The 12,217-nt window shown below is 49.9% G+C and carries 14 protein-coding genes; 5 read left to right on the top strand and 9 right to left on the bottom strand.

Going from position 1 to position 12,217, the window contains the following annotated elements; all coding sequences use genetic code 11:
• Positions 1-31: 31 nt before the first annotated feature.
• The 4 genes from PKI34_13200 to PKI34_13185 all read right to left on the bottom strand — a co-directional run bounded on the left by PKI34_13200 (position 32) and on the right by PKI34_13185 (position 3,860).
• A complete protein-coding gene (locus PKI34_13200) occupies positions 32-1,855 on the bottom strand; it encodes a TonB-dependent receptor (protein ID HNS18764.1) in 1,824 nt (607 codons plus the stop codon).
• Positions 1,856-2,090: 235 nt separating this feature from the next.
• On the bottom strand, positions 2,091-2,999 hold the full coding sequence (gene miaA / locus PKI34_13195; GenBank protein ID HNS18763.1) for a tRNA (adenosine(37)-N6)-dimethylallyltransferase MiaA: 909 nt from the start codon (positions 2,997-2,999) through the stop codon (positions 2,091-2,093).
• A gap of 124 nt (positions 3,000-3,123) precedes the next feature.
• Positions 3,124-3,498, bottom strand: a complete 375-nt coding sequence (locus tag PKI34_13190; GenBank protein HNS18762.1) for a four helix bundle protein — start codon at positions 3,496-3,498, stop codon at positions 3,124-3,126.
• A gap of 149 nt (positions 3,499-3,647) precedes the next feature.
• Complete coding sequence (locus PKI34_13185) at positions 3,648-3,860, bottom strand: type II toxin-antitoxin system HicB family antitoxin (GenBank protein ID HNS18761.1); 213 nt, start codon at positions 3,858-3,860, stop codon at positions 3,648-3,650.
• Positions 3,861-4,028: 168 nt separating this feature from the next.
• Here PKI34_13185 and PKI34_13180 point away from each other — a divergent pair, with 168 nt between their 5' ends.
• Entirely contained in the window at positions 4,029-4,274 is a 246-nt protein-coding gene (locus PKI34_13180; GenBank protein ID HNS18760.1) for a hypothetical protein, read from the top strand.
• A complete protein-coding gene (locus tag PKI34_13175) occupies positions 4,271-4,603 on the top strand; it encodes a type II toxin-antitoxin system PemK/MazF family toxin (GenBank protein ID HNS18759.1) in 333 nt (110 codons plus the stop codon). Before PKI34_13180 ends, PKI34_13175 begins: the two co-directional genes overlap by 4 nt.
• A gap of 231 nt (positions 4,604-4,834) precedes the next feature.
• On the opposite strand, the gene PKI34_13170 is transcribed toward PKI34_13175, so the two are convergent.
• Positions 4,835-5,947, bottom strand: coding sequence for a hypothetical protein (locus PKI34_13170; protein ID HNS18758.1), 1,113 nt, complete (start codon positions 5,945-5,947; stop codon positions 4,835-4,837).
• Positions 5,948-6,148: 201 nt separating this feature from the next.
• Entirely contained in the window at positions 6,149-7,141 is a 993-nt protein-coding gene (locus PKI34_13165) for a dihydroorotate dehydrogenase-like protein (protein HNS18757.1), read from the bottom strand.
• Positions 7,142-7,324: 183 nt separating this feature from the next.
• Between PKI34_13165 and PKI34_13160 the strand changes: the two genes are divergently transcribed.
• Entirely contained in the window at positions 7,325-7,738 is a 414-nt protein-coding gene (locus PKI34_13160; protein HNS18756.1) for a (4Fe-4S)-binding protein, read from the top strand.
• Between the two features lie 81 nt (positions 7,739-7,819).
• Here PKI34_13160 and glmM read toward each other — a convergent pair whose 3' ends face one another.
• The gene (gene glmM, locus PKI34_13155) at positions 7,820-9,214 is read right to left on the bottom strand and encodes a phosphoglucosamine mutase (GenBank protein HNS18755.1); all 1,395 of its coding nucleotides are present in this window, start codon (positions 9,212-9,214) and stop codon (positions 7,820-7,822) included.
• Positions 9,215-9,298: 84 nt separating this feature from the next.
• On the opposite strand from glmM, the gene PKI34_13150 reads away from it, so the two are divergent.
• Positions 9,299-10,708 (top strand): tetratricopeptide repeat protein, encoded by a 1,410-nt coding sequence (locus PKI34_13150; protein HNS18754.1) that lies wholly within the window; start codon positions 9,299-9,301, stop codon positions 10,706-10,708.
• Positions 10,709-10,730: 22 nt separating this feature from the next.
• Positions 10,731-11,267, top strand: coding sequence for a flavodoxin domain-containing protein (locus tag PKI34_13145; GenBank protein HNS18753.1), 537 nt, complete (start codon positions 10,731-10,733; stop codon positions 11,265-11,267).
• Positions 11,268-11,309: 42 nt separating this feature from the next.
• On the opposite strand, the gene PKI34_13140 is transcribed toward PKI34_13145, so the two are convergent.
• Both PKI34_13140 and PKI34_13135 read right to left on the bottom strand, forming a co-directional pair.
• The gene (locus PKI34_13140) at positions 11,310-11,765 is read right to left on the bottom strand and encodes a V-type ATP synthase subunit K (GenBank protein ID HNS18752.1); all 456 of its coding nucleotides are present in this window, start codon (positions 11,763-11,765) and stop codon (positions 11,310-11,312) included.
• A 20-nt stretch (positions 11,766-11,785) separates the two neighbouring features.
• Positions 11,786-12,217 (bottom strand): V-type ATPase 116kDa subunit family protein (locus tag PKI34_13135; GenBank protein ID HNS18751.1); only part of this gene is annotated, 432 nt, incomplete at its 5' end.

Below are 12,217 nucleotides of genomic sequence, written 5' to 3'. Positions count from 1 at the left end.
AAGTGGTATCATTTACGGCTATTTGCCGGTATCAGTTTAGATCGGGATTAAAAGCCTCATCGCCGTAGACGCTGAAATCAGCTCCTTTGGAAGCCATCGAAACCGAATCGGCGACCGAAAAAGGGTAGTCGCCGTAATGCTTGTAAAAACCCTCAATGGTGATCCGTGCATCGTCGTTGGGACGGTATTCCACACCGCCAACCACCTGATCCACATAGATGTACTTCAGGCCCAAATCCTTATTTACGAGCGCTCCTTCGTTATTGCGGTGGCCCAGCATCGTATAGGGAGGCAGCTGGTAATACCGGCCCGTATTGAAATTCAGGTAAAATTGTTTGGCGAGCGCATAAGATGCAGAGAAGCGCGGTGAAATTTGCTCCAGAGGATTCGACATCTCCTTGCTGTAGCTGTTCCCGTCCATCCGCAACCCAAGCGAAAGCGTCAGCCTGTCGCCAACAAATCCCCTGCTGACCTGTCCGAACAGCCCGTATTTGAACAAATCCATGGATGAGCTGTAATCCCGGATCTGTTGCTCGTTGGCTATGAACACTTTCTGAAAGGTCTCGTTGTTGTACTTGGCATACTCCACTCCCGCACCGTAATTGACCTTGTAGCCGGATAGGGTGGTGTTTTGCTCGTACCGAAGCTTGTTCTCGATCTCCTGCGACTGGTAATCCAGCAGCTTCTTCTCCGGATCATTCTCATCGTTATCTTCATATTTATAAGCTACATTGTTGAGCATGTTCCTGCTCAGCACCAACGTATGGTATCCTTTATTGCCGAAGTGCTTGTACACGGCCCCGATGGCATAGCTCCACTGCTCATTCACGGGAAGGAAGCCCAGAATATACTGCTGATCTTCGGTTGGATCCTTGATGCCCGTATTGAGCTTTGATTTGTCAAGCGCGCCGATACTGATGATGCTGAGCTGGTTCTTGCGGTCGAAGTCATGCTTTATTTTGAACTGGTAGTCGTTGTAGGTTGGCAGGAAGGGCAGTTCCAGGACGCTGAACAGCAACTGGAGATAGGATCGCCTGACGGAAAATATAAAATTGGTATTATCCCCCATCGGTCCATCCAGGGTTAGTCCCAGGTCACTTGCACCGATCGTGGCGCGGAATTTAATCCTTTCGCGGTTACCTTCCTTCTGTTTGAATTCCAGCACCGAGCTCATCGCGTTCCCGCGGTCGGCTGGGAAAGCGCCGGAATAGAAGTTCACTTCCCTGACGAAGTCCACGTTGAGGATCCCCACCGGTCCTCCGGATGCGCCCTGGGTGGAGAAATGGTTCAAATAGGGTATTTCGATGTCGTCGAGGTAGAACCGGTTCTCGCTGGGTCCACCGCCACGGACGATCAAATCATTACGAAACCCGAACGGGGTTGCACCGACGCCCGGCAGTACCTGCACCACCTTGGAGATGTCGCGGTTTCCGCCCGGATTTTTCTCAATTTCGGAGATGCCGAGGGTCTGCATCGAAAGGGGGCTCTCATCGTTCTTCATGAAGGGCGATGCTGTGACAACCACACCCTGCAGCTGGACGATGAGCGGCGTCATGGGTATGTCGATGTAGGTTTCTTTGTTGTTGATCACCTGGAACTCCTCGGTGATCTTATCCTCGTAGCCGACCGACGTCACCTGCAGTCGCACAAACCCCGGCCTGATCGCAGCAAAGACAAAATTACCGTCCAGGTCGGACACCGATCCGATCGTAGGCTCTCCCCAGATGATCAGGTTGGTAAAGGGCAGCGGTTCGTTCGTTGAGGCATCGTACACCCGCCCGCGTATGGAGCCGGTCTGGGCAAAGATATAGCTGAAAGAAATAATAATCAACGATATCAGGAACAACCTTCTCATAGTAAGCTTAATAAAGTTTTAAAACGATCCACACACTCATTCCTTATTTCAATTACCCTGGCCTTTAGGCCGGGGTAAAAAACATGTTGACAGAACCGGGCTTTAGCCCCAAACAGAATCAACTGATTTCTTTTGGGCTAAAGCCCAGCTCTGATTTTTATCTAAGATACCCCGCGCTAAAGCGCAGGGTAAGTCATTTTTTAAGATTTTTTGTTTAATATCTTCAAACAATAGATTAAACACTTTTGTTCATTTCATCCAGAATAATTTCCATTTTTTCCTCAGCCGGAAGATTGCCATCAATCCAGTGTATCCGTATACCATTTCGTTCCATTCTCCTGAACCAGGTCATCTGGCGTTTGGCAAACTGGTGAATGGCGATGGTGAGAAGGCTGACCATCTGATCATAGGTGAGTTCACCAAGGACGTACCGTGTAAGAAACTTATATTCAAGCCCATAGAATGCAAGCTGCTTTGGTTTCAGGCCGGTAGCGAGGAGTCGTTTCACCTCCTCCACCATTCCTTGCTGCAACCGTGCCTGCAAACGTTGCGTGATTCTTTCCCTGAGGATGGCACGTTCGTAAAGAATGCCAAAAACGAGTGGATCAGGATCAGGTGTCTGCCCGGCGAGCTGCGGGTAAAGATGGTAGAACGACCCGATCTCGATGGCGCGGATGAGGCGCGTATGGTCCGTCACGTCGGATACGTTGTGGGGTTGTTTATAGGAGCTGAGCAATTGGACAAGCTCCTCCTGGGACATTTGTTCCAGCTCAGCGCGAAGCTGCTGATTTTCAGGTACCTGCTGAAGTTCGTAGCCCTTCAGCACCGCTTCCAGGTACAGGCCGGTCCCTCCGCAGAGCAACGGTGTCTTTCCCCGCGCAACGATGTCCCGGTAGGCAGCGTGGAAATCCCGCTGATACTCGTAAACATTGTATTCGTAACCCGGGTCGGCGATGTCGGTCAGGTGAACCGGCATCATTTTCCCATCCACCTCATAATCCGCAATGTCCTTGCCTGTACCGATGTCCATTCCGCGGTACACCTGGCGGGAGTCGGCCGAGATGATCTCACCGTTGATTTGCGCCGCCACCAGGGCGGCGAGGCGTGTTTTTCCGGTGGCGGTCGGGCCGAGAATCGTGATCATGGCGCAAAGGTAAAAAATGTGGCGAAGTAGACGATGTAGCGAGGTAACGATGTAACGAAGTCAAAGATGTAACGAAGTAGACGATGTAGCGAGGTAGCGATGTAACGAAGGACTTCGAATATCGCTATATCGTTACATCTTCTACATCGTTACATCTCTTCGCTGTCTGCACCATTCGGTAAAATATAGAAATCAATTGGCGACTCTCATCCAAAACTCCGGGCAGTTTTGTGTAATCACCTATCAAATCAGTCCCATCTAAAAGCTGTAGATTAATATCTGTTTCGCGCAACTCTTTGAGAACAAGGCTAATTTTGTGTATAAAATCCCGTTTTGATTCTGCGGCTTGTGCTTCGCCATAATTCAATGCGGCACTGCTGGAAGATCTCAATATCTGACCAGACAAATGCGTACTCAAATAGCAGGGCTTTAAATCTGCGCAAATTTTAGCAATTGAGATTGCATATAGGACCAATCTCTTTTCCAATTCCTTTCGCATGTCGTTTTTTACAATTAATACGGAATGGGTAAAAAACGTACCCATGAAAAGGGGGGAAAATATAGGCGATGTAGCGAAGTAACAATGTAACGATGTAGCGAAGGAATGTAACGAAGTGCCCTTCGAATATCGCTACATCGCTACATCGTCTACATCGCTATATTTTTCGATGCAGATTTTTCCTTCAGGTCTGAAACGTACAGTGTGATGGCCTCACGCGCCATTTCAATGGCTTCATCAATGGTTTCACCATAAGTAATGCACCCGGGAAGGGCAGGAACAGAAACCGTATAGCTCCCCTCAGGTTCCTTGCGAAGCAAGATCTTATAGGTCAAGGTGTCATTAGGTTGGTCTGGTTTCATAGCGTCGAATAGATCATATTGGTATTACAAAAATAATCATTAATTAACTTAAAATAAACTTCTAAGAATGCATAACGTTTCAAATTTTTCTGGATCCTTCCCAATTTAAATATGGTAATTTTTATGTATTAATAATAAATATGAATTATATTTGCAAAAAATATTGCTATGAAACCAATCACGTTTACGAGCTCCCTTCCTTCCGATCTTATCGGGCTGCTGGATCATTATGCGCAGAAGTTCAACGTACCCAAGAATCATATCCTGGAACAGGCATTGAATGCCTATTTCGGTAGGCTTAAAAAAGCGGAATATACGTACTCATTTAAAAAAGCGGCCGGTGATCCTGAAATGATTACAATGGCGGAAGAAGGACTTGATGATTACCTGAAGATACTGGAGGAGGAGGAATGAAACAGAGGGAAATATGGATCTCGGACCTGAATCCGGTGAAAGGAAGTGAACAAAAGGGAACCCGGCCGGTCGTCATCATCAGCGGGAATGCCATGAATGATCATCTCGGTATCTGCATTGCCTGCCCGTTGAGCTCTGTCATTAAGAACTATGCGGGTTGCCTGGTGCTTACAAGGGATGAAATCAATGGACTTCAGCAGGACTCCGAAATCATTACCTTCCAGGTCATGACCATCACCTGGGAGCGACTGATGCGGAAAATGGGAGTGATCACCGTGGAACAGCTGGATATTGTGATAAAAGGGCTGAACGAGATCCTGAAATATTGAGCGAAGTAACACAAAGTGTAGTGATTGATGAGCCTTCAGATCCTCGCTTACGCGAGGATGACAAAGATCCGGGGCAATAAATGGTGGGGGCTTAAAAATGCAAGCATTTTTAAGCCCCCACCATTTTCCCAGATTGCAAAGGTCATCCCTGCGAAAGCAGGAACCGTCATCCCTGCGAAAGCAGGAACCGTCATCCCTGCGAAAGCAGGAACCTTTTTTTCTCGAATATCGCTACTTCGCTACATCGCCTACATCGTTACATCTCCTCGCTTCTTCCGCCTCTGCCAGCACATTCCTCACCGCATCCAGCTCATGAATGGGCGATAACGTAAAATCAAGCGACTCCAGCTTTAACTTTTGATCTTTACTCTTTGCTCTTTGAGGTTTGATCTTAAAGAACTCCCTCAGATTTTCCTCATCGGCCTGACCGCTTTCTTTATGTTTCATCTTCAGGTATTGCAGTATCCTCAGCCCATCCACCCGATGGATGCACGCCCTGACAAATTGTTCCCGGGTCCGGTAATTTTTCCTCAGTGGCTGCCAGAGGCTGGTGGTCTTGAAGATTGCCTCAAGAAACCCCGTCATGGGCGTTTCCGTGTCCGTTTCATAGAGAAGCGGAAAAAGGTCATAGGTGTCCCTGATGTCATCAAAGAGCCGGTGAGGGTAGAGGGGATAGCTGCTCCAGTCCCCTTCCCTGCCTTTGATCATGGCCGGACCGGTGCCGAAGAAGACGCGGTCGGAAAAGCGGGCGGCGGGATAGACACGTTCGCTGTTCCAGTGCAGGATCCTGCCGTATTTGGCCAGTTTCTGCAGGAAATAGAAGTCCTCCCCGCTCTTGTGTGGCGTAAGGCCTCCGATGGCCCGGTAGGCCCACACCGGGAAGGCCATCGCTGAACCAATGGCGGTAAAACGGTACGGGTTGCCGATCCGCCACATATTCAGCGCATAGTACCGCATATAGATCTCGTACCGGAGAATGCACCGGTCGGTCACCTCATCCCCGGTCAGGCGGTGATAGTAGGGCACCGACAGGCCGGCAAATCCCAGGTGGCGTACGAAATTATGGTGTATGGAAGCCAGGTATGCATCGCCGAATTCCGTATCAGCGTCGAGGCTGACCATGATATCGCCTTCATCCGCCTGGTTGCTGATGGCATCCATCACGGTCTTGCGTGCCCATCCCACCCCAAAATGGCTCCCTGTCCACCCTTTTCCCGGCGAAGAGCGGTCGATGATGGTCAACGGAAGATCACTGCACTGGAAAAGATAATCAAGCGTAATCTGATTGTCAATACAAATGGGTCTTTTTGCCGGATCTTCCCACCACCCATCCGGTTGATTCACGCAGACGAACAATTCAAAATCGTTGAACGATTGTTTCCTGACACAGGAAAGAAATGCCTCAAGATATTCTGACTCCCTCAAGCACGGCACCGCCAAAAACAACTTTGTACCTCTGTGCCTCTGTACCTCTGTGCCTCTCAACCCTTTGTGCCTTTGTGCCGGAGCTTGTCCCGACGAAAGCCGGGATGCCTTTGTGCCTTATCACTCAATTCCCGCAAAATGCTTCATGAACTGCACCCGCTCGTAGGGCGCAGGATTTTCAGCCTTTTTATAGCTGAGCATGCCAACGAAGTCATCAAGCCGGCTGAAGTTATGCCTTTCCATCCAATCGTCCAGCTCGGCCAGCATCGTTCCAAAATGACCATACCCGTGTTTATACAGGGCGGAGACGACCTCAACGGCTTTTGCCCCTGCCAGGAGCTGTTTGATGACAGCTTTTCCGTCGTGCACGCCCGTGGAGGCAGCAATGTCACAGTGGACCTTGTCCGACAGGATGGCCACCCAGCGCAGGGAAATGGATAATTCGTCGGGAGAGCTGAAAACATTGGTGGCCGTCACCTTGAAGTTCTCAATATCAATATCGGGAGAGAAGAAACGGTTGAACAGTACCAGCCCTGAAATGCCCGTCCAGGAGAGTTTCAGTGCAAATTTTGCCAGATCGGAAAAATAATAGCTGATCTTCACAGATAAAGGAATGGAGATCTGACGCAAGACACTTTGAATGATATCAATATAGATCTGTTTGTTCTCTTCGCCACTCACCCGCGGGTCGGAGGGCAGGATGAAAATATTAAGTTCCAGGGCATCGGCGCCCGCATCCTGGACCTTTCTGGCGAAGGTGATCCACTCGTGCGAAGAGGTGCAGTTGATGCTGGCGATGATGGGAATGGTGACGCTCTTTTTTGCCTCACGGATGGTGGACAGGTATTCGCCCAGCACGTTCTCCTTGGAATAATGGCTGATGTAGTCCATGGCTTCGACATAGGCATAGGGTGTGTCGGCGGCGCTCTGGTTCAGCGACCTGTTGACCTCCTGCCGGATCTGTTCCTCAAACAGGGATTTCATAACGACGGCGGCTCCGCCGTTCTTTTCAACCTCCTGGATGTTTTCGAGGGTCCTTGTCATTCCTGAGCTTCCGGCGATGATCGGATTTTTCAGCTTCAGTCCCATGTAAGTAGTGGATAGGTCAGCCATTGTTCAAAAAATTAAATGGGTAAATCCGGTGTGAGAATCAATGGACAAAAATAGCGATACTAATTGAATTTCCTAAAAAAGATCCCATAAATTCCCCTGGATGTTTCGTTGTAAATTATCAGGGTTATCGTAATTTTATCATCTTTATTGTATATTTGCCCGTAACGACAACATTGATGCACCATGGAAGAGATTGTCAAAGAATACACCAACGGAGAGGTTACGATAGTGTGGAAACCGAAGAAGTGTTTCCACTCGACCAATTGTTTCCGGGGTCTTCCCGGGGTCTTCGATGCCGCCAATTCGCCCTGGATCAATGCCAATGGCGCTCCGACCGACAAGATCATTGAGCAGATCAAAAAATGCCCTTCCGGTGCACTGAGTTATTACATGAACGAAGAATTATCGTTCGCCACGGTCATCGGAGCCATTGAGGCGGTGCCTGACGGACCCTTTCAGATCCACGGAAAGATCAAATTCACCGGGAAAGACGGCAAGACAACGATCAAGGAAAACGTGGCGCTGTGCCGCTGCGGCGGATCCGCCAACAAGCCCTATTGCGACGGCACCCACCGCAAGATCGGATTCAAGGATTAACTCTCCCCTCCCCTGCCCGCAGGGGAGGGGACGGGGGTAGGGTACAGTTAAACCATTCAGGCGCCTTCAATCCGGGTAGCGTCAATTCAACCGGATGACCTCCCCGATATCCGCAATGATCTTCCGCACCAGTACCTCAGCCTTCACCTGCGAATCACTTTCGGCATAGATCCTCATCACCGGTTCGGTATTCGATTTCCGGATGTGTACCCAGTCCCGGTCAAATTCAATGCGCACGCCATCTTCCCTGTTGATGGGGTGGCTGGCATATTTTGTCAGCAAACCCTTGAAAACATTGTCAAGGTCAACATCCGGCGGAACATTGATCTTGTTTTTGGATAGGTAGTAGTAGGGTAGCCGGCTTTTGAGCGCAGAGCACGATCTGCCGGAGAGTGCCAGATGAGAGAGGAACAGGGCAATGCCGACGAGCGCGTCCCGTCCGTAATGCAGGTCGGGATAAATGATCCCTCCGTTGCCTTCTCCGCCGATGACAGCCTTCACCTCTTTCATCACCCTGACCACATTGACCTCTCCGACGGCCGATGCATAGTGATTCCCGCCCGCTTTTTCCGTAATGTCTTTCAGGGCCCTGGTCGACGACATGTTGGATACCGTGTTGCCCTGCTGATGCTTCAGCACATAATCGGCCACGGCCACCAGCGTATATTCCTCCCCGAACATCTCACCGTCTTCCTGGACAATGGCCAGCCTGTCCACATCCGGATCAACGGCAAACCCAAGGTGGGCATTGCTCCTGACCACTGAGCCCGACAGCTCGGAGAGGTTTTCCGGCAGCGGTTCCGGAGGATGGGCAAAATCACCGTTCACCTCGCCATTCAGCAGAACGACCTGCTTTACGCCCAGTTTCTCCAGCAACAGGGGCACCGCGATCCCGCCGGTGGAATTGACAGGATCAACCACGATCCGGAAATCCGCTTTCCTGATCGCCGCCACGTTGACCAGAGGCAGCCGCAGGATCTTTTCAATGTGCTTCAGCAAAAAGGTGTCATTGCGGGTAATGCAACCTAAACTGGCCAGGGTGGCATATTCCGCCTCCATCGTCGTGGCAAGCTGAAGCACCTTATTGCCATCCGCAGCGGAAAGGAACTCACCGCAGCGGTTCATCAGTTTCAGGGCATTCCAATGTTTGGCATTGTGACTAGCGGTGATCATGATGCCTCCTGTGGAACCGGTCTCCATAACCGCGATCTCCAGGGTCGGGGTTGTGGTCAGCCCAAGATCTATGACGTGGATCCCCAGGCCCAGCAGGGTCCCAGATACGATCCCCGACACCATTTCGCCTGATGGACGGGCATCCCGGCCAATGACCACCTGAAGCGGCCTGGTTCGCTTCTTTGTAAACAAAAATTTAGCAAACCCGATGGTAAACTTCATGATATCCGGAGGTGTCAGCCCATCCCCGGGCGTTCCCCCAAGGGTGCCCCTGATCCCTGATATTGATTTAATTAATGCCATAAATAAATGCCCTCACTGTTACACCGTTCTTTTTATTACTTTTGTCACCGGTAAATATAAACGAAGTTCGGGGTAAATTCGTGTATGGAAGAAAATTTTGATCACTATACGGACGAGCGGACAGATGACGCTGTGAAGAGGTTTGAACGGATGATCCACATCAATGAAAACTATTTTTTTGATGTGGATGATTTTGAAGCCATCATAGATTATTACTTCGAGAAGCAAAATCTAAGAAAAACCAGCATTGCCATCAACCGTGCACTGGAGCAACACCCCGGTTCCGTCATCTTCCAACTGAAAAAAGCCCAGTACTTCGTTTATTCGAACAAATCCGAAAAAGCGCTGAAGATCCTGTCGGACATCGAGGTGGTGGATCCGATGAATTCGGATATCCATATCACCAAAGGTGAAGTCTACAGCCAGCTCCAGCGCTACGACAAAGCCATTGAAGAGTATTACAAGGCGATTCCCGGCACCGACGACCTGGAAGATCTGTACACCACGATCGCTTATGAATATGAAAACATGGGCGATTATGAGCAGGCGATCAGCCAGTTGAAAAAAGTGGCGGAGATCAACCCTGAAAATGAATCCAATTTGTTCGAACTGTCGTTTTGTTATGAGATCCTGAACAGACCGGAGGAGTGTGTGGCGTTCTTCCGTTCCTTCGTCCATCAGAATCCGTATTCCAGGGCCGGGTGGTTCAACCTGGGCGTTGCTCATAACAATCAGGAAAATTACCACGATGCGATCGATGCCTATGATTTTGCCATCGCCATTGATGACCGGTTTTCTTCAGCTTATTTCAACAAAGCCAACTCTTTGGCCAACATCGACGAATTCCGCAAAGCCATTTTGACCTACCAGGAAACCTTCCGGTACGAGGCAGCGGAGGCGATGACCTATTATTATATCGGCGAGTGTTACGAGAAGCTGTGCGAATATGAGATGGCCATTGAAAATTACCGTCTTGCCCTGAAAAAAGACAATGAGCTGGCCGACGCCTGGATAGGCATTGGAATGGCGTACGACGAGCTGGGGAATTCGCTCAAAGGGATCGGTCATATCAAAAAAGCGATCAACCTTGACCCGGTGAACGCCGACTACTGGTACCTGCTGGGTGATATGCAGCACAAATGCGGTTTGCTTCAGGAGTCGATCCATTCGTATCAGCAGGTCAGCCAGATCGATCCTCAGCATCCCGATATCTGGCTCGATTATTCCCACGTCTTCCTGGAAATGGGAGACCTGCAGCAGGCGATGGCTGAACTCAAAAAGGGAATGGAGCTGCAGCCTGACAACAACGACCTGCTCTACCGCCTGGCCGTTTACACCTACCGTTCAGGAAAGATCAGGGAAGCCTATCAACTGACCGAAGAAGCCCTTGCAATGGATTTTGAAGGCTACGACCAGTTGTTCTCCTATTATCCACAGCTGATGAAGGACAAGCAGCTGCTCGCCATCATTGAAACATACAGAAAATCAACATAGTTCATTTTTTAAACAAGGTATCATGAAGACCATCGGCATTGTTTACTGGCCCAAGAGGGGGAGTGTTGAACTGAATGCAAAAAGGATCCGGCAGGAATGGGGTGAATCGGATGCAGAGATGATACCCCTTCGCGATATGGATCTGGATATCCTGAAAAAATACAAGTACCTGATCTTCGGTTGTTCAACAGTGGGCGCTGACACCTGGCGCGATGCCTATACGGGCAATCCCTGGCTTGCCTTTAATGCGAAGATGAGCAAGACAAATTTTGATCTGCAGGGAAAAAAAGTTGCCCTGTACGGCCTTGGCGACCAGATCCTGTATCCATGGCATTACGTGGATGAATTGGCCCGCCTGGGAAAGGAGCTCACAGAGCACGGAGCGGTCATCGTTGGAAAATGGCCGGCTGAAGGGTATGAACATACCGAATCCAAAGCCTTAAAAGATGACTTCTTCCTGGGCCTTGCCCTGGATGAGCATAACCAGCCCGACCTTAGCCCCGTGCGTATTCGCGAATGGATCGCCGATCTTCGGAAGTACCATTTCAAACCTGAATAGGAACCGGCAAAAAAACGCACCCATCCCCCACTGTCTGATTCCTCAGATGGAGCTGCTGATCAGGAACGTGGCTGCAAACGACACGATGGCGTAAAGTTCCGGATAAACGGCCAGCACCATCGTCTTTCCGAAAACATCATATCCCGATCCGATGCCTGCAATACCGTTGGCGCAGATCCTTCCCTGGTAGATGGCAGAAATCAGGCAGACCAGACCCTGTGCAAAGCCGGCTGCAAGAATGGCGACTCCCGGCAGCATGGTCATCGAAGAGGTGATCACACCGGAGTTCAAAATGATGAAGAATCCGGCAAAACCATACAATCCCTGCGTTCCGGCCAGTGCACTGAGCAACATGTAGCTCCCGAAAGCCGAATCATTCTTCTTGAGTGCACCAATGGTCGCATTGGCCCCGATGGTCACCCCGATGGCACTTCCCACACCGGACAACCCAACCATGAGTCCCAGTCCAAGGTATGCAAGTATAACAGCTGTCTCCATAGTACGTTCGTTTTAGTAGGTTATTTTTTTACTGAAAATGGATCGTATTTTTTTCCTCCTCCGGCAAAGCCGGAGTTCTTGTAAAACTCGACAAAGGTGAGACGCATGGGATGCACAAAGGCACCAAGCGTTGAAATGGCAATGACCAGGGCATGTCCTATCAGGAGAAAAACGACAAAGAGAAGATGGCCGATCACCGGCCCTACCGAAAGCAATTGCAGGGCGATGTCGTTGATCACAAATCCAAGAATGGCACTTGAAGCTCCCAGGGCAAACAACCGGATGTAGGAAAGCAGGTCGCCAAAAACGCCCGTTATGCCGTACAGATCCCATAATCCCTTACCAATGCGCCCGAAAATGCCCAGTCCCGGGTCACTGAAAAAGACGATCAGAAATAAACTGACGTAGATCAGGATCTGCCCGAAAACACCGGTCAAATCCTGATCTACGTC

Source organism: Bacteroidales bacterium, from assembly GCA_035342335.1.
Classification (GTDB): Bacteria; Bacteroidota; Bacteroidia; order Bacteroidales; family JAGONC01; genus JAGONC01.
The sequence above is the reverse complement of the archived record's forward strand: the minus strand, read 5'-3'. Positions and strand labels throughout refer to the sequence as shown.